The 23,343-nt window shown below is 35.7% G+C and carries 23 protein-coding genes and 1 tRNA gene; 7 read left to right on the top strand and 17 right to left on the bottom strand.

Annotated features, from left to right (window positions below; all coding sequences use genetic code 11):
* Position 1: 1 nt before the first annotated feature.
* Positions 2-892, bottom strand: coding sequence for an acetyl-CoA carboxylase, carboxyltransferase subunit beta (accD, locus tag J3U37_RS00365; RefSeq protein WP_220218106.1), 891 nt, complete (start codon positions 890-892; stop codon positions 2-4).
* Between the two features lie 293 nt (positions 893-1,185).
* On the opposite strand from accD, the gene tmaR reads away from it, so the two are divergent.
* Positions 1,186-1,506 (top strand): PTS system regulator TmaR, encoded by a 321-nt coding sequence (tmaR, locus tag J3U37_RS00360; protein WP_220218107.1) that lies wholly within the window; start codon positions 1,186-1,188, stop codon positions 1,504-1,506.
* A gap of 61 nt (positions 1,507-1,567) precedes the next feature.
* On the opposite strand, the gene yciH is transcribed toward tmaR, so the two are convergent.
* The 7 genes from yciH to tmk are packed head-to-tail and all read right to left on the bottom strand — an operon-like array spanning position 1,568 to position 8,461.
* A complete protein-coding gene (yciH, locus tag J3U37_RS00355) occupies positions 1,568-1,888 on the bottom strand; it encodes a stress response translation initiation inhibitor YciH (RefSeq protein ID WP_220218108.1) in 321 nt (106 codons plus the stop codon).
* 7 nt (positions 1,889-1,895) lie between these two features.
* On the bottom strand, positions 1,896-2,600 hold the full coding sequence (gene pyrF, locus J3U37_RS00350; protein ID WP_267372949.1) for an orotidine-5'-phosphate decarboxylase: 705 nt from the start codon (positions 2,598-2,600) through the stop codon (positions 1,896-1,898).
* A gap of 28 nt (positions 2,601-2,628) precedes the next feature.
* Entirely contained in the window at positions 2,629-3,804 is a 1,176-nt protein-coding gene (locus J3U37_RS00345) for an SGNH/GDSL hydrolase family protein (RefSeq protein WP_267372948.1), read from the bottom strand.
* Entirely contained in the window at positions 3,797-5,353 is a 1,557-nt protein-coding gene (locus J3U37_RS00340; RefSeq protein WP_267372947.1) for a GDSL-type esterase/lipase family protein, read from the bottom strand. The genes J3U37_RS00345 and J3U37_RS00340 overlap by 8 nt, the downstream gene beginning before the upstream one ends.
* Before the next feature lie 18 nt (positions 5,354-5,371).
* A complete protein-coding gene (locus J3U37_RS00335) occupies positions 5,372-6,772 on the bottom strand; it encodes an MBOAT family O-acyltransferase (RefSeq protein WP_220218112.1) in 1,401 nt (466 codons plus the stop codon).
* A gap of 52 nt (positions 6,773-6,824) precedes the next feature.
* Positions 6,825-7,823, bottom strand: a complete 999-nt coding sequence (holB, locus tag J3U37_RS00330) for a DNA polymerase III subunit delta' (RefSeq protein ID WP_220218113.1) — start codon at positions 7,821-7,823, stop codon at positions 6,825-6,827.
* Positions 7,820-8,461 carry a dTMP kinase gene (gene tmk, locus J3U37_RS00325; RefSeq protein ID WP_220218114.1) on the bottom strand — a complete coding sequence of 214 codons (642 nt, stop codon included), beginning with the start codon at positions 8,459-8,461 and terminating at the stop codon, positions 7,820-7,822. Before tmk ends, holB begins: the two co-directional genes overlap by 4 nt.
* A gap of 342 nt (positions 8,462-8,803) precedes the next feature.
* Between tmk and J3U37_RS00320 the strand changes: the two genes are divergently transcribed.
* Both J3U37_RS00320 and frdD read left to right on the top strand, forming a co-directional pair.
* Entirely contained in the window at positions 8,804-9,226 is a 423-nt protein-coding gene (locus tag J3U37_RS00320) for a hypothetical protein (protein WP_267372946.1), read from the top strand.
* Between the two features lie 15 nt (positions 9,227-9,241).
* The gene (gene frdD / locus J3U37_RS00315; RefSeq protein WP_267372945.1) at positions 9,242-9,598 is read left to right on the top strand and encodes a fumarate reductase subunit FrdD; all 357 of its coding nucleotides are present in this window, start codon (positions 9,242-9,244) and stop codon (positions 9,596-9,598) included.
* A 67-nt stretch (positions 9,599-9,665) separates the two neighbouring features.
* On the opposite strand, the gene J3U37_RS00310 is transcribed toward frdD, so the two are convergent.
* From J3U37_RS00310 to J3U37_RS00290, 5 genes are all read right to left on the bottom strand, one after another.
* On the bottom strand, positions 9,666-10,505 hold the full coding sequence (locus tag J3U37_RS00310; protein WP_267334933.1) for a hypothetical protein: 840 nt from the start codon (positions 10,503-10,505) through the stop codon (positions 9,666-9,668).
* Positions 10,506-10,569: 64 nt separating this feature from the next.
* On the bottom strand, positions 10,570-12,294 hold the full coding sequence (yejF, locus tag J3U37_RS00305; RefSeq protein WP_267372944.1) for a microcin C ABC transporter ATP-binding protein YejF: 1,725 nt from the start codon (positions 12,292-12,294) through the stop codon (positions 10,570-10,572).
* On the bottom strand, positions 12,294-13,322 hold the full coding sequence (locus tag J3U37_RS00300) for an ABC transporter permease (protein WP_220218119.1): 1,029 nt from the start codon (positions 13,320-13,322) through the stop codon (positions 12,294-12,296). Before J3U37_RS00300 ends, yejF begins: the two co-directional genes overlap by 1 nt.
* Positions 13,322-14,410, bottom strand: coding sequence for a microcin C ABC transporter permease YejB (locus tag J3U37_RS00295; RefSeq protein WP_267372943.1), 1,089 nt, complete (start codon positions 14,408-14,410; stop codon positions 13,322-13,324). The genes J3U37_RS00300 and J3U37_RS00295 overlap by 1 nt, the downstream gene beginning before the upstream one ends.
* 1 nt (position 14,411) lies before the next feature.
* On the bottom strand, positions 14,412-16,364 hold the full coding sequence (locus J3U37_RS00290) for an extracellular solute-binding protein (protein WP_267372942.1): 1,953 nt from the start codon (positions 16,362-16,364) through the stop codon (positions 14,412-14,414).
* 926 nt (positions 16,365-17,290) lie between these two features.
* Between J3U37_RS00290 and J3U37_RS00285 the strand changes: the two genes are divergently transcribed.
* The 4 genes from J3U37_RS00285 (at position 17,291) to J3U37_RS00270 (ending at position 19,664) form a co-directional block, all read left to right on the top strand.
* On the top strand, positions 17,291-17,446 hold the full coding sequence (locus J3U37_RS00285) for a hypothetical protein (protein WP_267372941.1): 156 nt from the start codon (positions 17,291-17,293) through the stop codon (positions 17,444-17,446).
* Positions 17,447-17,607: 161 nt separating this feature from the next.
* A complete protein-coding gene (locus J3U37_RS00280) occupies positions 17,608-18,444 on the top strand; it encodes a DUF6708 domain-containing protein (protein WP_267372940.1) in 837 nt (278 codons plus the stop codon).
* A gap of 48 nt (positions 18,445-18,492) precedes the next feature.
* Positions 18,493-19,317 carry a DUF6708 domain-containing protein gene (locus J3U37_RS00275; RefSeq protein ID WP_267372939.1) on the top strand — a complete coding sequence of 275 codons (825 nt, stop codon included), beginning with the start codon at positions 18,493-18,495 and terminating at the stop codon, positions 19,315-19,317.
* A 203-nt stretch (positions 19,318-19,520) separates the two neighbouring features.
* Positions 19,521-19,664, top strand: a complete 144-nt coding sequence (locus tag J3U37_RS00270; RefSeq protein ID WP_267372938.1) for a hypothetical protein — start codon at positions 19,521-19,523, stop codon at positions 19,662-19,664.
* A gap of 65 nt (positions 19,665-19,729) precedes the next feature.
* On the opposite strand, the gene J3U37_RS00265 is transcribed toward J3U37_RS00270, so the two are convergent.
* The 4 genes from J3U37_RS00265 to yajC form a co-directional block, all read right to left on the bottom strand.
* Positions 19,730-19,805 (bottom strand) — tRNA-Ala (locus J3U37_RS00265).
* Positions 19,806-19,930: 125 nt separating this feature from the next.
* Entirely contained in the window at positions 19,931-20,929 is a 999-nt protein-coding gene (gene secF, locus J3U37_RS00260) for a protein translocase subunit SecF (protein WP_220218136.1), read from the bottom strand.
* A 9-nt stretch (positions 20,930-20,938) separates the two neighbouring features.
* The gene (gene secD, locus J3U37_RS00255) at positions 20,939-22,795 is read right to left on the bottom strand and encodes a protein translocase subunit SecD (RefSeq protein ID WP_267329868.1); all 1,857 of its coding nucleotides are present in this window, start codon (positions 22,793-22,795) and stop codon (positions 20,939-20,941) included.
* A 60-nt stretch (positions 22,796-22,855) separates the two neighbouring features.
* A complete protein-coding gene (gene yajC / locus J3U37_RS00250; RefSeq protein ID WP_220218138.1) occupies positions 22,856-23,188 on the bottom strand; it encodes a preprotein translocase subunit YajC in 333 nt (110 codons plus the stop codon).
* Positions 23,189-23,343: the final 155 nt, after the last annotated feature.

The following is a 23,343-nucleotide window of genomic DNA, read 5'->3' as shown; positions in this document are numbered from 1 at the left end:
ATTAATCTGTCTCGTAATTGCTGACATCGTTAAAAGGATTAGGCAATTTCATTAATTTTGCCAGTAAGCTAGCAATTTTCGGTCGCATATCTTTGCGATGAATAATCATATCAATTGCGCCTTTTTCAAGCAAAAACTCACTGCGTTGAAAGCCTTCTGGTAACGTTTCACGAACAGTTTGTTGAATAACTCGAGGACCAGCAAAACCGATTAACGCTTTAGGCTCGGCAATATTGATATCACCAAGCATAGCAAGGCTTGCTGAAACCCCACCCATGGTAGGGTCAGTCATTACTGAAATATAAGGTAACCCTTCATCTTGCATTTTGGCCAAAATAGCACTGGTTTTTGCCATTTGCATTAAAGAAAATAGCGCTTCTTGCATTCTTGCCCCACCACTGGTGGAAAAACAAATTAACGGGCATTTATCTTCAATTGCTTGCTCAGCCGCTCGAGTAAATAATGCCCCCACAACAGATGACATTGAACCACCAATAAAAGCAAATTCAAAACAGGCAACAACAACCGGAATACCGTGTAATGTACCTTTCATTACGACCATCGCTTCTTTTTCGTGTGTCTCTTTTTGAGCGGCAGTTAAGCGATCTTTATATTTTTTAGTATCTTTAAATTTTAAGATATCTTTTGGTGAAAGTTCAGAACCGATTTCAACATCAGATCCTTCATCTAAAAATCGATACAACCGCACACGGGCAGGTATATGCATATGGTGATCACATTTAGGGCATACTTCTAAATTACGGTCTAATTCCGCTTGATAAATAATTTGTTCACAATTACTACATTTAGTCCAAACACCACCTGGAATATTCGCCTTCTTATGATCTGACGATATGTTATTTTTACTTAGAATTTTTTCAATCCAGCTCATTATGATTCTCTCATTCTGGTACGCTTTATAAATATCAGCGTATTGTATAATAATTTGTACTAATTCTTAATAGTTGTTTTTGTTTTTATCCCATTTTGTCAAAAACTTTCAGAAATAGTATACGTTTAAGCAAAAAAAATATTTTAAATTTACTAAAATAATAAGGATTTATAAATAATTTAAAATCCCACTTTGGTAAATAATAAAATATAATTAATATGACCTTAAAAAATTATTGGTATATAATTAGTTTAAATTATTTTTTCCATTTTTTTAGAAATAAGGGGTTATAGATGGACAAGGAAAAATCAGCCGCACCTACGTTTCAAGATGTACTTGAATACATTCGTTTATCACGTCGTTTAAATAAATTAAAACGTGAAATTTCCGATAACGAGAAAAAAATACGTGACAACCAAAAACGAGTGTTATTACTTGAAAACTTAAGTGATTATATTAAACCTGATATGACTTACGACGAACTTCAAGCGATTATTGCCAATATGAAAAGCGATTATGATGATCGTGTTGATGATTATATTATCAAAAATGCTGAAATTTCTAAAGAACGCCGCGATATCAGCAAAAAAATGCGCAGTTACCGATCAAACTAATTTGATCAAGTTAACTCCCACTTTCAAATTAAATAGTGGGAGTTTTTAATATAAAATCTTATCAGCCCCCGGCTAACTTCACTTTAAATCCTTTATCTTCAAGTAGTGTCTTTAATAATTCCCGTTTATCGCCTTGAATTTCTATCGAGCCTTCCTTTACCGATCCACCGCAACCGCAACGCTTTTTGAGTTCAGCAGCCAATTGCATTAATTGGCTATCGTCTAAATCAAAGCCTGATATGACACACACACCTTTACCTTTTCGACCAGAGGTTTGGCGTTGAATTCGAATAACACCATCGCCTTTTGGTCGAGTCGGAGCTGCTTTACTGGGGGTAACTCTACCTTGCTCGGTTGAATAAACAATTGGATTTTCAGACATAATTAACTTAACTCTTACTTAAATCAAGTGTTGATAAAATAGCATGTAATGCTTTAGTTGGATCTTCGGCTTGAGTGATAGGGCGTCCAATCACTAAATAATCAGAGCCGGCAGCTTGCGCACGCTGTGGCGTCATGATTCGGCGTTGATCATCGGGATTAGAGCCTGCTGGTCTGATACCGGGTGTGACGAGTTTGAAATCACTGCCCAAGCGAGTCCTAAAACTTTGCACTTCTTTAGCTGAACATACAACGCCATCGAGCCCACAATTTTTAGCCAGAGACGCCAATCTTGTCGCTTGCTCTAATGGAGATACATTAATCCCTATCTCTTGAAGATCGGCAGATTCCATACTGGTTAATACCGTTACAGCGATTAACAATGGCGCATCTTTACCATAGGAATTAAGCGCATCTTTTGCTGCCGTCATCATTCTTGAACCACCGCTAGCATGAACATTAGTCATCCAAACGCCTAAATCAGCCGCTGCTGCAACTGCTTTTGCAACAGTATTTGGAATATCATGAAATTTGAGATCTAAGAAAATATCAAAACCTTTATGTTTAATCTGTCTGATAAAATCGGGACCTGCATGAGTAAACAGCTCTTTACCGATTTTAAGACGACAATCTTTTGGATCAACTTGATCAATAAAATTCCATGCCGATTTAACATCTGAAAAATCTACCGCAACGATAATTGGAGATGACATAACCTATATTTTCCTTCTTAAGCTTAAATTACTTATTCTTTCTAACAAATTCATTTAAATCAGTATAAAAAATCTGGGCGCTCTTTTTATACCCTTTTAAGGTTTGATGAACTAAATCTGGACGAGCAAGCCCCTGCTGGCGCCACTTCTTAACAGCATTTTCACCGCCCATAGCGAGTTGCCAATTCCAAAATAGTGTCTTTTCCGATTTAGCAACCTGTTTTTGAATATCCATGACCGTTTTAAACGATTTAGGATAATCCTTTTCATTCACCATGGTGTCCGGAGGCGACATTAATAAGATTGCAGCGCCTGGAAGCGATTTGCGAATTTGGCGAATACTGCTTATCAAGTTTTGGCGATAAGCATCGGCATCTAATGTTTCATCAAAACTCTCATTAGTGCCGTACTCAATGATGACTAAATCACTATTAGAAGAGGCTAATTGTTTTAACCAACTTGCTCCCCATTTTTGCCAAATTGTCTGTTTGGCACCATTCGAGGCTATCGCCGAAACAACAACGCCGGATTGTTTATTGCGAGTTAACCACATTCCAGCCAATTCTACATTATGTTGGCCTTTAATGACTATTGGCAGTTTAGAAATTATTGACGAAGTTTGCCACACATTGATTTTTGGTGAATCAGTCAAATTGATTTTCTTATCATTCACATCATAAACACTTAGCGTATTGTCCGTATTTTTGGTCTTTTTAAATGTTAATTTAACCTGCCAATCTGAATTGGTTGCCGTTTTTGGGGTAATTTTAATCGTTGCGGAATCTTTTGTTGGTACGGCAATAAAACCGCCGATTGGAAAATCAGGGTTACTCATAGTACGGCTATTTAAAACTTCCCAATTTTTAGTATTCCAACTGACTGCGACATGATTTTGACCTTTTATAGCAACAGGCGGTATCCAACCAATACCGGCATTTCCATATTTTTTTTGCATCAACGTTCTAAATTCACCGGTAAAAAAGTCAGCAGCAGTATGTGAATCGCCGATTTGGGTGATGTTAACGACCTGATTGCTTTTCTTATTTTTTATTAATGAATTTAATCGCATCGACAATTTTTTCGCATTAGGATCACCAAAATCAACAACGCTCGATACAGTACTAGTCTTGCTTTCTGCCACACTACAACCAACGGCGATAGTGACAGCAATAACTGTAATAATAAATTTAAAAAATCTAATCACTATGGTTATCCTCTAATAATTTGAAAGTGATTTTATCCATAATTGCCTTGGCCAGAATTTTTTGGCCTGTCGGAGTAAAATGAATTCCGTCATCAGTCCTGACTTTAATTTTTTTATTTTCAGACTCAATAAAACTATTGTAATTTGTATAGGTACAACCCAATAAATTATTAGTAGTTAAAAAATGTTGCTGTGCTTTTTTAAGTTCAGATATATATAACGTATTAAGGTAAACCATACCATCATTTAATTTTGATTTACTCATACAAGGTGCTGCAAGCCAAAGCACTTGAACATCATGCTCTCTGGCACTATTGAGAATGCTGGCAATACGTAAACGATATTGCTCTTCCCATAATTCAGATTTGAATTTAGCATATTTACTGTAACCTTTAACCGGAAAGTCCCAAGAATCATTGGCACCTAAAAAAACCACAAGTAATTTGATAGAAGGATCGTTAGCTAAATTAATTTTGATTGTTTCGGGCCAATCAAAGGCCTTAGGGTAAGAAAGTCCTGTACTTTGTTTACTCAAATTAATGCTTTCTATTTTATATTCTTTAAAAAGCATTTTTTTAACATATGGTGCAACCCCTTGCATTAATGAATCACCAGCAAAAAATACTTTATCATTTTCAGTCAATACAATGGGTAACGGCTCATTATTTAAAGCACTAGTGTGCAAATGAGTTACCGGCACTTTTGGTGAATCGAGTTGCTTAATCTCATCTAAAGTAAAAAATTGCTCTAACGGGTCTAATTTATTAGGATTCTGATTCTTTAATGACGAGCCTGATGATGACTCATCTTTAGGTTGATTGACCTCTTCAACTTTCACGGCTTGTAAAGGGGTATTGCCCAATTTTGCATTAGATTGAGATTTATTGAGCGACGATAAATCAATTTTAGACGATTTAGCCGTTCCGATATCGACATCAGGTTGCTGGATGGCTGATAGATTGCCGTCACTTTGGTTAACCCCTTGAATATTCGATTTTTCTGATACCCCATTTTGTATCATTTGTTCTGATTTTTCTCGTCTATGTGCTGCTTGTTGCTGTAATTCCTTTTCCCGTAATTCTTGTTCCCGTAATTCTTGTTCCCGTAACTCTTGTTGCCGTAATTCTTGTTCCCGTAACTCTTGTTGCCGTAATTCCTGTTCCCGTAATTCTTGTTCCCGCAACTCTTGTTGCCGTAATTCCTGTTCCCGTAACTCTTGTCCCAGTAATTTTTGTTCCGGTTTTAGTTCTTCCGGATCGATTTCCTGAACAAGGCTTTGTGAATTGACTAAATCAAAATGATATGTTTGCTGCCAATAAATAAGCACTGATTTATAATAAATGATTATTAATGCTATAGCAGTCACCAATAGCAATACAAAAACATACCAAGCGGACAATGTTCTTTGGGTATATGCAGTAGCATAATCGAGTTGGCTTGTGTTTTTATTTTGAACAAAAACGTCGTCTGCCAACGAGTCATGACATTGCTGTAAAATATTTAACTCATCTTCCGGGTCATTTTTTGAAATTAATTTTTTACATTTCATATTAATTAAACGTCATACTCAAAAGTTAGCATAAATGAAGTTTGGTACACCAGAAGGTGCAAAATAAATAATTAGCCACAATACATAAATAATCACGAAAGGCAAAAAGTACTTATTGATATTGCTAATGTTCCATGCAAACCAATTGGGAATATCTTTAACTATCGGATAGATTAAAAATAATATACAGAAGCATAAAAATGGTTCCACATAATGTGATTCAATCAAAAAATTTTGAGATAATGCTGTCAAATAATCTGATGCATCAAGCAGACTTTCACAATTAAAAAATATCCAAGCGAAGCATACATAATGAAAGGTAAATAGCCTTGCTATTATCGGTAAGCGCTGCGATAACCAATTTCTTCCAAATAAACGGTCCCCAATATTAAGCGCCACAATACCCAGCCCATGGCATCCACCCCAAATGATAAAATTAATCCCGGCACCATGCCATAAACCTGATAATAACATAGCTAACATGACATTAATTTGAGTACGACTAAAACCTCGACGACTGCCACCTAGTGGAATATAAATATAATCCCGAATCCAATGAGATAAACTAATATGCCAGCGATCCCAAAAATCCCTCAAATTTAGCGCCAGATAAGGAAAATTAAAATTAATGGGTAAGCGAAAGCCCAATAACAACGCAATGCCCGTCACTAGATCCGTATAGCCCGAAAAATTGAGATAGATTTGCACGGCATAAGCATAAAGCCCGACTAACAAATCAATGAAGCTAAATTCTAACGGATTGGCAAATATAGGATTGACCCAATGTTCACTTATTAAACCACCTAAACAATAAACTTTTAGTACCGCTAGCATGATCAACGTAAATGCTCGATAAGGCTCTAATATTTCACGAGGATGAGTAATCGCAATTTGCGGCAAAAAGTCTTTAGCTCGATTAATCGGACCGGCAATCACACTAGGGAAAAAAGATAAAAATAAGGCAAAATCCCAGAATTTAGCGATCGGAATCTCTTTACGTTTTACTGATACCAAATAGCTTATTGAATGAAAAGTATAAAACGAGATACCGATAGGGATTACGACAGTTATAACCGGTAATAATACGGTTAAATCAAGAAAATTTAACAGTGCTTGTAGTTCATAGCGAAAGAAATCAAAATATTTAAATAACGCCAGATTAATAATCGATACGCATAATCCCAATATTAACCAAAATTTGGCATGGCGTTTTGAGGCGTTTATCAGCAAAGCGAATAGATAGATAACACAAGTATAACTAAATAAAATCAGTGCAAATTGCCAACTATAACTAGCAACAATAACGTAACTAAAGACCAATAGCAGCATATTTTGTACTTTAGGTAATAAGCTGCAAGCCCAATAAAAGGCAAAAAAAGCGACAAACAATATCCCGAATTCAATAGATAAATAACTCACCGCTATTCCTTTTTACTTAAACATAGTCTATTTCTGAAACTTTTTCACAGCATTATTTGTTATCACCACTGCAAATAAGTTCAGATTGTGCCAACACATTGTAGATTATTAATTCTTTATTTAGCCCGGTTATTGTCAACAACTGGTTTCTTGCTTGTAACCAAATTTGATAAAGTGCAGATATCTCTTGATGACTTTTGGTTGCTAACAATCTGACGAGTGGAACTTGATCACGATTAACAATAAACCGTCCTACTTTTTGTTTAGCTTTTAATGCATCACTTAATAAGGCACAAAACCAGATAATTCTCTCTAAAAAAGCTTCGTTATCAATAGTTTTTGCTAATTGCCAAAAATCGTTTTGTGCAATGACTGCTGATAAATTTTCACAAAACGCTTTCCGTTGTAGCCACTTCTCTTGATCGAGTAAAGCTAAGGCTGTTAACGGCGCATTTTCGCTCAATAAAAGCGCAGAGGCAAGCTCATTATCGCTATAATGTTGACAATGCTGCTTTTTTAACCATTTAACTGAATCATCTAATTCCGGTACCGGTAAAAAGTAGGAAAAACAACGACTATATATGGTCGGTAACAAGTGACTGTTATGATCATCACTCAAGATAAAATAAGTGTTTTGCGGTGGCTCTTCTAATGTTTTGAGTAAAGCATTAGCCGCCGCTTCTGTCATCAAAGCAGCGTGTTTAACCCAAATCACTTTATTACCACCTTGCTGTGATTTTTCGTAAACTTTGGATGTGATACTACGAACTTGATCAATGCCAATTGACTGTTTACCTTGCTCATTAGTCAAAACATAATAATCCGGGTGATGATGCGATAAAAACAGTTGGCAACTATGGCATTTTAAACAGGGTTCAAGTTGCGATGAAGCTTGACACAACAAACGGTTAGCCAACATTTGTACAAGTTCATCTTCGCCACTTCCTTGAATATAATTGATGAGTAAAGCATGGTGGGCACGGTTATGCAAAATCGCTTGAGCCAATTGCTGATAAGGCGATATTAACCATGGATAATCATTGAAAATCATTGCGTAATAACCTGCGTTGCTAACCATGAAGTTAAAATAGTTTGAATTTGCATAGTGACATCATCAATCGATTTAGTCGCATCGATAACAGCAATGGTACTATCTTGCTGTGCAAGCGCTAAGTAGCGATCTCGTATTCGCTCAAAAAATGGCAAAGATTGCTGTTCAATACGATCAAGTTCACCTCGTGATCTTGCCCGCATTAAACCAATTTGCGGCTCCACATCTAAATATAAAGTAAGATCAGGTTTGAAATCACCTAGCACTTGTGTTTTTAACGTTTCAATAAATACCTTATCTAACTGACGACCACCACCTTGATAAGCTTGAGTTGATAAATCGTGCCGATCACCAATCACCCACCGCCCGGCTTTCAGTGCAGGTTTAATTACATTATCAATCAGTTGGATTCGAGCAGCATATAACATGAGTAATTCAGCCTTATCCGTTAATGGCTCATGATCTAAACCATTTTTGATAATATTGCGCAGCGCTTCAGCAATTGGCGTTCCGCCAGGCTCGCGTGTGAACTGCAAATCACAAATATTATTTTGATTTAAAATAGTTGCTACCGTCCTAATTGCGGTTGTTTTACCTGCACCTTCAAGACCTTCGATGACAATAAATTTTCCTGTCATACTTATTTCCTAAACTGTTGATGATGAATCTACGTTGAATATCGCAATATTGTACGCTATTTTTCCCTATTATTTTAGCCAGTAATGTAATTACTTTTATCCAGCAAAAGATAACATCAATTAAAAGCAAAAAAACACATACCAGCCTTAACATTATTTGATTATACTCATCCATGCCATGGTTAACGCTTGACGCACATTATGCCAATCCTTAGATCACTAAAACCCCTATCATGTACTGCTTTAGATTAGCGACAAAAACATGCTTTACCTCTATAATTAGATTTAAAATAAATTCAATAAGCAAAACTATTGCCATAACCAATACCAATTGAGAAATTTATGAATCAAACCAATAATAATCAAAATTTAAATAATCAAAGTAGCGATACTTATTTTGGTGAACTGCAATCAAACACAAAACCACCATTGTTAATTTCGATTCTAATAAAACTTAGGCCGTTTTCAATGATTTGGGTAAGTATGGTGTTAATGTATGGGGTAATTTGTATGTATACCAATGGCCTTGGACAAGACGAGTTTTACCGTTTTATCTTTTTTTTACGTAGCCCATTAGCCGTTATAATAAATTGCCTTGCTCTTTTCGTTATGCTCTTTCATTGTTTAAGCTGGTTTAACTTGTTACCCAATGCTATTTTTTCGCCAAGTCGTCATAATAAAGCTAAAATCTATCTAATAACATTGGGTTTATGGTTAATAATGATTGCGATATCGGCCTGCCTATTATGGTTAGTTTTAAAATAAAGTGGTATTAAATCAATGACAACAAAAAAAGATCATTCAAAACAAAAAACGGGTAAAGTAATCAAAGGGTTATATATTGTAGGTAGTACTTGGGCAGCGATTTTTTCACCAATTGTACTGGTCATTTTAGCCTTTATCATTCCATTTGGTGATGCAATTACACGCTCCTATATTCTTAAATTGGCAAATACTCAAGTGGGTAAAATATTTCTATTTCTAACCATTTCATTACCAATTTGGTTTGCATTACAACAGATTTTAACGCTATTACATCAATATAATATCTACCCTAAACGAGAAAAAGGATTAACTTACCTCTTAGCCTTAGCATGGACAATACATGCTATTTACGTTTTGTTTGTACGATTATAGTTCGCACGTTTAAGCATAATAAAGACAAAAGCGTTAACTTTATGTTAACGCTTGTTTTAAAACATGATTAATAATAAGTAATTGTTCTGACAGTAGTGAGTTGGTTTACATTTTGAAGACTTACCGTTGCGTGGAGCCAATCATTTTTATCATTAAGCCCTGAAAATTCAGTTATTACAGTACCGTATTTGGCGTCAGCTGATGATGTATTTAATTTTATTTCTTTTAACCGCTGAAGATGATCAAAGAGATATGAATAGTGATCCATACGGCTTGTTCTACCGGTACTGTTATAGGAAACGTCTCTTAGATGTTGGTTTTCATAAGTAAAAGTATAAGTAGAATCGCCTTTTGGGCTGTCCACGTTATTGTTATGTTTTATTTCAACGTCTTCAATTTTCCATGTTATTTGTTTTCTCACTAAGCAGTTATTATTATCAAATTGGTAACTATCATTTTGGCTAAAAACAAAATCATCCGATTTTTTAATTTGTTCAGACTCAATAATCTTACCTTGTGCATCAACTTTAAAATTGATAATCGTATGTGTCTTATCAGATTGGTTTTCGATAATAGTTTGCCAACCAAAATCCTTTTTTTGTAAACTTTCAGTATAATCAAGCTGATTGTTTTTTAAATAGAGGTCATATTGGCTTTGAGTGAATAAACCCTTTTCATCATAATCAATGATTTGTTTAGCCATTAATCCATTATTATATTGCAAAGTTCGAGTCTCTTGCTTAATGCCTTTAGCTGGAGTATCGATAAAATCATCGACTTTTAAAATATAGTTGTTTGCTAGAACCACATTTTGTGAAGGATTATCAGTACACATCAACGCCAAAACATCCATTGATGTTATAGATAAACATGTTGCGAATAAAATAGATTTTATTTTTTTTTGCATACTAACCTACTTAGTTGATCGTTATATTAACTTTATAGAACTAACCCTTTATCATTATTTAACATTACTGCTTTCTCATTAACAGTGCATCTGCCCAGTTAATGGCTGAGACTTTCGTTGATTCTGTTTTGTTATCATCCGATTGATCATCATTTTCAATCTTATCTCCATGAATTAGGGTTTTACTCACTTTTCGTGGCGGCTTGTCCAAAAATGAAAGCAGCATCTTGGTATAGTCAGATTCTGGCGAAGAGAAGATCTGCTCACGCGATCCTTGTTCAATAATTTCGCCATCTTTCATCACCACCACTTGATGACATATTGAGTAAACTAAGGCTAAATCATGACTAATAAACAAGTAGCTTAGCTGGTACTTTTCTTGCAATGATTTGAGCAAATTAATAATTTGCTTTTGTATAGAATGATCTAATGATGACGTTGGTTCATCTAAAATTAATAATTCCGGTTGTAAAATCAGTGCTCTGGCAATAGCAATACGTTGCCGCTGCCCTCCTGAGAACTCCGTTGGGTAACGAAAACGCATCTGCGGATCTAGCCCAACTTCTTGCATAATATCAATCACGGCTTGTTCAATTTCACTTTTAGTTAATTTCTTATGAGCCGTTAACCCTTCGCTAATTATTTGCTCAACATTAAACCGAGGATTGAGAGACGAGAACGGGTCTTGAAAAACAACTTGAATACGACTGCGAAAAGGCAGTAATTTTTTACCGGTCAAATTATGGATAGGGTAACTATCAAATAAAATATCACCTTGAGATTTAATCAGTCGCAACACGGCCAAAGCTGTCGTGGTTTTTCCGGAGCCAGACTCACCGACAATTCCAACTGTTTCGCCTTGATGTACCGCAAAACCGATGTTGTTGACAATTTTCTTTTTTTGACTGGTAAATAACTGTTTCTTGGTAACAACTTCAACATCCAAATGGTTGACATTAAGCAAGATACCCGGCGTTTCAGGCAACGGAACGGGGTCACCACTTGGCTGAGAATTTAGCAATGTTTGAGTATATTCATGTTTAGGTCGTAAAAAGATACGATGCTTATTGTTATATTCAACAATTTCACCATGTTGCATCACAGCAACTTTATCAGCTAATTTTTTAACAATGCCTAGATTATGTGAAATAAACAACATGCTCATGTTGAGTTCATTTTTTAGATCTTTAAGTAGCTGAATAATTTGTGCCTGTACTGAAACATCTAATGCGGTTGTTGGCTCATCGGCAATTAACAATTTAGGATGAGTTAATATTGCCATTGCAATCATGACACGTTGTCTTTCGCCACCGGATAGCTGATGAGGATAAGATGAAAGTTTACTTTTAGCATCTTTAATACCTACCCTGTCAAGATATTGTAATATTTCCGAACGAGCGACATTTCGACTCATTCCACGATGTAACGCCAGTACCTCATAAAGCTGCTTCTCAACAGTATGTAATGGATTGAGTGAGACCATAGGCTCCTGAAAAATCATACTGATTTGATTACCACGAATTTTACGTAGCTGTTTTTCTGGCGCGTTCAACAATGATTGCGCCTCAAATCTGATATCGCCGGTTGGATAAGTCACCTGCTCTTTACGCAATAAACGTAATATCGACAATGCGGTAACACTTTTACCGGAGCCGGACTCGCCAACTAATGCTAATGTTTCTTGCTCATGAATATCAAAACTTACCCTTTTGACAACTTCAGATTCAATGCGTGAACCACGTTTGAAGGCAATGCTTAAATCATGGACGGATAATAAAGGAGAACTCATTAGCACACTCCTTTGTTTGGATCGAACGCATCTCTTACTGCTTCACCAATAAAGATTAATAGTGAAAGCAAAGTTGCAATAATTAAAAAAGAACTGATACCTAGCCACGGAGCTTGTAGGTTATTTTTGCCTTGTAACAGTAATCGCCCTAGTGACGGTGAATCGATAGGTAAACCAAAGCCTAAAAAATCGAGCGAAGTTAACGTCGTAATCGCCCCACATAAAATAAACGGTAAATATGTTAATGTTGCCACCATAGCATTAGGTAAAATATGGCGAAACATAATTTTTCTATCGCTTACGCCCAATGCTTTAGCCGCACGGACATAATCAAAATTACGCGTCCGTAAAAATTCAGTACGCACCACGCCCGATAATGACATCCAACCAAATAAAACGGTTATGCCTAATAACCACCAGAAATTAAGGGGTAAAATACTGGCTAATAAAATAATCATAAACATTTGCGGCAATCCACTCCAGATCTCAATAAATCTTTGTCCGAGTAAATCAATCTTACCCCCGTAATAACCTTGAATGGCGCCAATCACAATTGCAATAATTGAGGTTATCGCCGTTAAAAAAATGGCAAACAGCATTGAGAGGCGAAAACCGTATAACATATTAGCAAACACATCAAAACCGGCATCTGTCGTTCCCAGTAAATGAGCGCTGGAAGGCGGTGTTGGGAATGTCCTTTGTGTATCATAAATTAAGGTATTGTAGCTAAAACGAAAAGGCGGCCACAAAATCCAACCGTTATCCTCAATTCGTTTTTGGACAGTCGGATCTAAGTAATTAGTCTGTGTCTCAAATTGCCCCCCGAATGTGGTTTCGGGATAAAAATGAAAAATTGGCGAATAATAGTTATTTTGATATTTAATGAAAATCGGCCGATCATTCACAATAAAATCTGAAAATAGACTGATTAAAAATAACAAGGCAAATAACAAAAATGAGTAATAACCACGACGATTTTGTTTAAATCGTTGCCAACGTTGTCGATTAATAGAATAGTTGTTGGTCATTAGTTGCGTGCCTCAAAGTCAATACGGGGATCAATAATCATATAAGATAAATCAGATATTAATTTAGTAAGAAGCCCAATTAAGGTAAAAATATAGAGTGAACCAAAGATCACCGGATAATCTCGCTGTAAAATGGCTTCATAACCTAATAACCCAAGCCCATTAAGCGAGAAAATAATCTCAATTAATAACGAACCGGTAAATAAAATTCCAACAAAAGTAGCCGGAAAACTCGAAACAATCAGTAAAGTTGCATTACGAAAAACATGACGGTATAAAATTTTCCTTTCAGTTAATCCTTTTGCCCGAGCAGTAAGCACATACTGTTTGCGTATTTCATCTAAGAATGAATTTTTGGTCAACATGGTCAAAGAAGCAAATCCTCCGACAACCATGGCAACCGTCGGTAAACAGATATGCCATGCGTAATCTTTCACTTTGCCCCAAAAATCAAGTTGATCAAAATTGGTTGAAATCAGCCCTCTTAGTGGGAATATATCCCAATAACTGCCACCGGCAAAAAGCACAATCAATAAAATCGCCAATAAAAAAGAGGGAATAGCATAACCAATAATAATTAATGTACTAGACCAAAAATCAAACGCCGAGCCATCTTTTACCGCTTTACGAATACCTAAAGGAATTGAAATAATATAAACAATTAACGTACTCCAAAGCCCCAGTGAAATAGAAACAGGTAAGCTTTTAATAATCAAACCAACCACAGATTCACTTTTAAAAAAACTATCACCAAAATCGAATAAGATATATTTTTTCAACGTCTCAATATAGCGTTCTAATATCGGTTTATCAAAGCCATATTGCTTTTCAATCATCGCAATCACTTGCGGATCAAGCCCACGAGCACCGCGATAATTCGATTCGTTTTTAGGTTGCTGTGATTGAATCGACGCACTATTTCCGGAAGATAGTAACCCTTGTCCGGACTGTGGTCCCATTTCGATTAAGGCTAAAGCTTGATCAACCGGCCCACCCGGCGCAATTTGTACAATAAAAAAGTTAATTGTTAAAATAACAAACAGTGTTGGAATAATCAGTAATAATCTTCGGATTAAATAATTTAGCATATCAATGTTCCCGATTTTTTGGCAGGCTGGCTGCTTTATCTGCATCATACCACCAACTATCAATCCCTATCGCATATGTAGGCTCAATCGCTGGTTTCCCAAATTTGTTCCAATATGCATAATAAGTTTTACTGTTATACCACATTGGGATCATAGGATATTCTTGGGTTAAAATACGATCGAGCGCTCTGCCCAAAGGAATTAATGTTTTCTCATCATCGATGTTTTCGTTAATTGCATCAATAAGGTTATCAATTGCTTGATTATGTAACCCCGAACCATTCCAGGATGAATTGAGATATTGGCTACCCCAATAAACTGATAAATTAGAGTTAGGATAATTCATTGCATAATAAACTTGCGGCATCATATCATAATCACGCTTACGCAAACGGCGTAAATGCTGTGACGAATCTAACAAACTAATTTTCATGGTAATCCCTAAACGGGCTAAATTTTGTTGAAAAGGAATTGCATATTTAACATCATCACCCACATAAGCGGTGAGTTCAAATTCAAATGGCTGGTTGGTCTTTTCATTAATTAGTTTGCCTTCTTTTATTACCCAGCCGGCCTGTTTTAATAGCTCCGCTGCTTTTAACAAATTATCACGGTTAAAACCTTGTCCATCACTTTTCGCAACAAAATAGGCATCATCAAAAGCTTGCTGCGGAATGATATCTTTATACGGCATTAACCATGTCAATTCTTGCTCTGTTGGTTTACCAATTGCGGCATAAATGGTGTTTTCAAAAAAACTATAAGGGCGTTTATAGCTGTCATAATAAAAAGCATGATTTAGCCATTCAAAATCAAAAGCTAATGTTATTGCCTGCCGAACTCTAATATCTTTAAACAGATCTTTTTGCAAGTTAAATGCCAGCCATTTGGTATTGGTAGCCGTGGTAACCGGGCGTTCTTGCTTGATAATATTTTTAGCATCAAAGTGTTGCCCTTGATATTGAGTAAACCAATTTTTAGGCTCTGACTCTTCACGTATATCATATTCACCAGCTTTAAAAGCTTCTAAGGCAATACTATTATCCATATAGTATTCAATACGTTTTTCATCAAAATTATTTAACCCTTTATTAATTGGCAAATCTTTTGCCCAATAATCAGGATTAAGTTTATAAACAACATATTGCCCGAGTTTATAATCACTTATATAGTATGGACCACTGGCTAATGGCGGAGTACTCAATGGCTCAGAAAAGTCATGGTTTTGCCAAAAGTGTTTAGGAATAACTTTCATCGAACCGGCGAACGACAACAATTTAGTACGGTCTTTTTCCGGTAATTCAATGCGCACAAGATAAGTGTCAATTGCTTGCACAGTTACCCCTTCATAAAAAACCCGATAGGACGGCACACCTTCAGTCATAAATTTATGAAAGGTGAATTCAACATCTCGCGCAGTTATTGACCGACCGTCTTGAAAGCGAGCGTTAGGGTTAATTGTCACTTCAGCCCAGCGGTAACTATCTGAATAGGTAATAGAGGTGGCAATTAAAGGATAAAAACTTTGAATATCATCTGAAGAGTTAGTAAAAAGCGTATCGTATAGCGCTCCCGAATTTCGCTCAGGCGCTCCACGGCTTGCAAAGCGGTTAAGATTATCAAATGAACCTATTTCAGCAAACTTAATTACTCCACCTTTGGGCGCATTAGGATTAACATAATCTAGGTGTTCAAAATTATCAGGGTATTTAGGTTCACCAGAAAGTGAAAAAATCGTTTTGTGATAAATTATTTCACTGGGTTGGCTTGTATCAGTAGCATCAATCTGATCATCTTGTGTTAATGGCTCCACTGAATCAACTTCCGTTTGCGTTTCAGTTGAAATCGTATCGGGTTTAGTGTCTGCATAAATTGGCACAGAACATATGACTAATCCACTCAGGCAACATGAGATAAGTGTTGTTTTTATATTTTGTTTAATTTGCCCAATCATCCTAATTTAGTTCCTACTTGAATTAACAAAAGATTGTGTATCTCATTAACGGGTTATCAAACTACCCCAACCACTTAATAAGAGCATAATACTTGTTTGTTAAGCTCACTATTTTGCCAAACTTCAAACCAATGAGCAAAACCTAATTAATCACCACGAAAGTAAAAATTATTATAACACTAATCATATCGTTATTGATTTGGTCTTTAATCATTTTCAATTAAACAATCTCATTTCGTCAATAAAATCTTGTCAAGAACTTTCAGAAAATATATACGTTTTAGTATAAAACAGATCGCCATATTACTAATAACATCGATTCAAAACGCCATAAAACAACGTTTTATTTATTGGCTCATCATTATTTTTATACCTTTGATAAAAATTTATGACTAAATCAGATCAATTGACTAAAGGCTTATGAGCTTAAAAATGACTTTTCGCTATCAAAGCGAACTTTTAGACTATAAAACTCATCTTAAACAGTCAATGTCTGAATTTAACATACCCCATTACTTTTATTTATTTTCATCGAATTTGTTAAATTAGTGTATAGAAATTGAAAATTTGATTAAAAATGGTCTTTTTTATATACTACTTAGATAATCATTACTGATTAAAAAGTGTTGGAAAGAATTTAATAAAATTAAAAAATTTTAGTTACTCGTAAGAGTAAGGAAATAAAAACCACCGAATGGCAATTACCCACATGATGTAATTGCCTATCGATAAGATTAATAAAAATAAGCGTTATTATTTCCTGCCATGATTAGGTTTAGCCATTGATACCACTAATATTATATCAATGCCTCCAAATCACCTCAATTTTATTAGCTATCTAGTCAACAACACGCTAAAGGAATAATCGATAATAATTCATAACTCATAGTAACTTGAGTTAAAAAAAGGAATTTGTAGGAGAACACATGGCTAGTGGTTTAAATAAGATCATCAATCAAGTTGGTGAGCACTTAATTAATGGATTATCGGGGGCGGTTGCACAAAATCGCTATATTCTCACCATAGAAGAACTTAATTCACCGATCTCTATATTAATGATTAAATGCGAAGAGCAATATTAAAAAAAGAGATTATCTAATGACAAGGTTGGCCTGAATGGATAGTTGAAGCATTCAATGCTACAACGCTAGATGAGTTAGCCGAAATCAAACGAAAGCACCATGTTAATGCGTGATAACAAGCTAGGATATAAAACAAATAAAAGAAGGAATCAGAAGTTAACATGCCATCAAAATACCAACCCCAAATCCTTGGCTGGATAGGCGATTTAGATAAAGGCGGTAATTATTTAACAGGAGCCGATGAACGTTTATTGTATGCCAATGATAACTACTGTGCTTTTAGAAGACAGGTATTGTCTGATAAAATTTTTTATATATTTATCTATACAATAGCAGTAATTTTGGGAATTGTAATAATAATCCTATGTTTAGACTTGATTATTCATTTCAATTCAGATACAGATACAGATACAGAACAAAACATATTGAATTTAGGAATATTTATTTTTTTTGCAACTTGGTTTGCACTGTATATCGTTATTCCATTATTATACCAAACGATATTTACTCACAAAGGAAGCCCCATTATTTTCAACCGTAAAACCGGTAAAGTGTATATCAATGAAAGTTATTTTTTCAATTTTAAGGTATTACGCAATCCATTAACTTTTTTACACCCCAATAAAAAGCGTATTAAAGAATACGATTGGGCGGATTTACACGGGGTGGTAGTGCATAACTTTTCCCGATATTCCCTCAACTCCACCATTTTAATGGTTTGCAAACCTAATACCCATAAAACCATTGACCATATTATGTTAGATCCGATACGCAATGGCATTGGTAGTTATCAGGTCTGGGGTTGGGTCAATAATTTTATGTGTGCGAACGATTTAATCAGCTTTAATGACGGCAAATATAAATGGGAACAAGAAACCCAATTCAAAAAAGAGATTATTAAAGGACAAGGTTGGCCTGAATGGATGGTTGAAGCATTCAATGCTACAACGCTAGATGAGTTAGCCGAAATCAAACAAAAGCACCATGTTAATGCGTGATAACAAGCTAGGATGTAAAACAAATAAAAGAAGGAATCAGAAGTTAACATGCCATCAAAATATCAACCCCAAATCCCTGGTTGGATAGGTGATTTAGTTAAAGGCGGTAATTATTTAACCGGAGCCGATGAACGTTTATTGTATGCTAATGATAATTTTTGTGCTTTTATTCGAAAAACTAAATCAAATCAAATTTTTTATTTATTTATCAGTTTGATTGGAATTACTATGTTAATTCCTTCAATGGTTTTATTAGTACTTTTATTATTTGTATACAATACTGAAAATGAATCAGAAATAGCAAATCTAGCTATTGCGTCATTTATCCTTTGTTTTCTTGCAATTTACCTTCTTATTCCTGAATTTTATAACAACTTGTTTACTCGACGTGGCAGTCCCATTATTTTCAACCGTAAAACCGGTAAAGTGTATATCAATGAAAGTTATTTTTTCAATTTTAAAGTATTACGCAATCCATTAACTTTTTTACACCCCAATAAAAAGCGTATTAAAGAATATGATTGGGCGGATTTACACGGGGTGGTTGTGCATAACTTTTCCCGATATTCCCTCAATTCCACCATTTTAATGGTGTGCAAACCCAATACCAATAAAACCATTGATCATATTATGTTAGATCCGCTACGCAATGGCATTGGTAGTTATCTGGTCTGGGGTTGGGTCAATAATTTTATGTGTGCGAACGATTTAATCAGCTTTAATGACGGCAAATATAAATGGGAACAAGAAACCCAATTCAAAAAAGAGATTATTAAAGGACAAGGTTGGCCTGAATGGATGGTTGAAGCGTTTAATGCCACTTCATTAGAAGAGTTAGCCAATATCAAACAAAAATTTAATATTAATGAATAATTACAAAATTACATATCATCATTCAATAATGAGGAGGATCATCATTTTTTTAGCCAAGATCTTATATGCGATAAATTTGACGATTCAATCGAAGTACTAATTGAATGGATGCAGGTATTAATAGACACTTTTTAATATTTATATTCGTAAGTTTTAAAGTAATTTAGAACTACAAGCAAATTTTAAACACGGAAAAGTTAAACATGAGCAATATTAATACCGGAGTAAAATGGGTTGCCTTCTACCGTGAAGCGCCAATAATTCCCGATTATATCACCGTGATCCATACCGAAATAGAAAAAAATAAACCCACACCTGCAATAGGTAATACCACGGAATGGGGGTAAAAATAAGTTTTGCCCGCTGAGAGCTTTTGACTAAGTAGAATTTAAAAGATGATTAAATCTTAAATTGGTGGAGCCAAGGGGGATCGAACCCCTGACCTCAACGCTGCCAGCGTTGCGCTCTCCCAGCTGAGCTATGGCCCCAAAATGAAATGAATAAAACTGCGGCTAATAATATGCAACTAAATGGTAGGTGTCAATCGGTTTGATGTTGTTTGTTTGAAAAACAACCGAATTAAACGCTACCGATAAACGGTAGCGTTCAGATATTAACGCAGAATAGCTGGTTGATCTGCACCTTCTACTTCTACTTTTGGTGGCATAAAGTGTTCACGTTTAACGCCTAATTTAAGTGACATATAAGCCGCCACATAAATTGAAGAGATTGTACCAAGAACAATACCAACCCCTAACGTTTCTGAGAATCCTTTTAACATCGATCCGCCAAAAATATACAGAATGATAACAACCGCAAGTGTAGTACCTGAAGTCATTAACGTACGATGTAATGTTTGAGTTAACGAGATGTTAATCACATCGTAAGGTGATGCACGACGAATTTTTCTGAAGTTTTCACGAATTCGGTCAAATACCACGATAGTATCATTTAGCGAGTAACCAATTATCGATAACATCGCCGCAATAATGGTTAAATCTAACTCACGTTCAAATAATGAAAGATAACCGGCTGTGATAATAACATCGTGCGCTAAAGCCACAACAGCACCGGTACCAAATCGCCATTCAAAACGAAATGCAATATAGATTAGGATACAGACTAAAGCGGCGCAAATGGCTAAAATACCGTCTTGTGCAAGCTCAGCCCCGACGGTTGGTCCAACAAATTCAATGCGTTTGATTTGAGCATTTTCATCGATGCTTTTATGTATCAAATTAGAGATTTGTGAACCTAACGCATTATCAATCGCCGCTGAAGCGCCATCTTCTTGTTTAGCAGTGGCTAAACGAATAATGATGTCTTTACTACTGCCATAATATTGCACCACTGGCTCATGATAACCAGCTTGACGCAAACTATTACGCAGATCATCAAGGTTAACCGATTTAGTTACCGTCAGCTCAATGGTTGTTCCACCAGTAAAATCTTGCCCAAGATTAAAGCCTTTGACAAAGATAACAACAATAGAGGCAACAACCAATAGCATTGAAATGACAAAAGCAATAAAGCCGTATTTTAAAAAGTCGAGGACTCTGCGGCCATGATTGAGCTCTCTAACATCATGATTTTCTTTTTTATCAACACTCACAATAAACCTCTAAATTGATAACTTATCAACACGGCGTCCGCCATAAACAAGATTGGCTAATGCTCGAGTTCCGACAATGGATGTAAACATCGATGTTAAAATACCGATTCCTAATGTAATGGCAAAGCCTTTAATCGATCCTGTACCAACGGCATAAAGAATAATAGCAGTAATTAATGTGGTGATGTTGGCATCAAAAATACTACTCCAAGCGCCAGCATATCCTTCATTAATAGCATGTTGTACCCCTCGCCCGTTACTGAGCTCTTCTTTTATCCGCTCATTAATCAGCACGTTGGCATCAACCGCCATGCCTACCGTTAAAACGATACCGGCTATACCTGGCATACTTAACGTTGCTCCCGGCAATAAGGACATCGCCCCAACAATAAGAATTAAGTTAGCCACTAACGCTAAACTTGCAAACACACCAAATAGGCGATAGACCACTAACATGAAGATAACAGAAATGAGTAATCCCCATATACACGATTCTAAACCTTGAGTGATATTTTCTTGCCCCATTGACGGCCCAACAGTGCGCTCTTCAATAATTTGAATTGGCGCAATGAGTGCACCAGCTCGTAGTAATAGCGACAAATTTTTTGCTTCATCAATACTTTTAATATTCGTCACCTGAAAACGATCGCTGAATATACCTTGAATAGTTGCAACATTAATAACTCGCTCTTGTTTTTCAAGAACTGGTTTATCATTTTCATCGCGTTTGCCGGTATCTTTATATTCAACAAATAGCGTTGCCATTGCTTTTCCCAAATTCTTTTGGGTGAAATCAAGCATCGTTTTGCCGCCCGCACTGTCTAAATTGATACTCACCTCTGGTCGGCCATATTCACTAACTCTGGATGAAGAGTCAGTAATATGATCACCGGTTAATACAATTCGTTTAAACAGTAGCACCGGGTAACCGTCTTCCATATATTTCAATTCCGATCCATATGGCACACGCATATCACCATTGATAATAGCGGCAAGGTTTTTTGATCCTTCTTCATTAACTTGTCTAAATTCTAATGTAGCTGTGGCACCTAAAATACGTTTTGCTAATGCCGTATCTTGAATTCCCGGTAACTCGACCACAATACGATCTGCACCTTGACGTTGCACTATTGGTTCAGCAACGCCCAATTGGTTAACACGGTTACGTAAAATAGTGGTATTTTGCTGAACAGCATCATTTTTTGCTTGTTGTAAACGCTGGTCGCTGACATTGATTACGATACTGTCATCAGTTTGGGAAGTTAATTTAAAATCTGGTAATACGTTAAGCTTTGTAATCGCTTTATTGCGATCGTCAGTATTATCAAATTGCATAACAATTTGTTGATTGTTATTTTTATTAAGAGATTTGTACTTTAAATTGCTATTTTTAAACTCAGTTCTTATATTTTCAACCGATTGCTCAGTGAGTTTACTTAATGCAGTTGTCATATCCACTTCCATTAAAAAGTGAACACCGCCTCGTAAATCTAAGCCGAGTTTCATTGGTTCGGCACCTAATACCCTTAGCCAAGCAGGTGTTGCAGGTGCTAAGTTTAAAGCGACGACATAATTATCACCTAAGGCTTGAGAAATTAATTCTTTAGCTTTAAGTTGAGTATCATTATCACCAACACGAATTAAGATAGATTTATTTTCAAACACCAATGATTTGGGTTCGATTTGATTATCACTTAAAAGCTTTTTGATATTATCTTGTGTGGTAACATTAATTTCAGCACCATTAGACGCTGAAATCTGTATAGCGGGGTCTTCACCATAAATATTTGGAAGCGCATAAAGTAGGCCGGCGCAAATTACGACGACCAACATAATGTACTTCCACAAAGGATAGCGGTTTAACACGACATATTCTCTTGTGGGTTTAGGTAATAAACACAATGAACTATAATAGCTAACACACTATTATAATGATTTCATTGTTCCTTTTGGTAAAACAGATGTGATAAAGTCACGTTTGATAACAACCTCAGTTGTATCGTTTAACTCTAACGCAATATAACCATTGTCATTCACTTTTGATACACGACCAATAAGTCCACCATTGGTTAATACTTCATCACCTTTAGAAATTGATGCCATTAACTCACGATGCGCTTTAGCACGTTTTTGTTGTGGGCGCATAATCATAAAATAGAAAAATAACCCAAACACAACAAGCATTATAGGTAAGAAATAAGGATTGTTTTCGCCTGCTGCCCCTTCAACGGCATACGCATTAGAAATAAAAAAGTCCATATTTGTCCTCTTGATATAAATAAAATATTAAAGGTCAGAATTATAACACAATAAATAAATCTGTTATTAACTATTTCTTGTCAAGATCTTTCAGAAATTACCTACGTTTGAGCAAAAAACATACACCTCTTAATAAAGATCTAGGTGCAAAACAT

The organism is Gilliamella sp. B3172 (assembly GCF_026536465.1).
In the GTDB taxonomy this organism is placed as follows: domain Bacteria; phylum Pseudomonadota; class Gammaproteobacteria; order Enterobacterales; family Orbaceae; genus Gilliamella.
The sequence above is the reverse complement of the archived record's forward strand: the minus strand, read 5'-3'. Positions and strand labels throughout refer to the sequence as shown.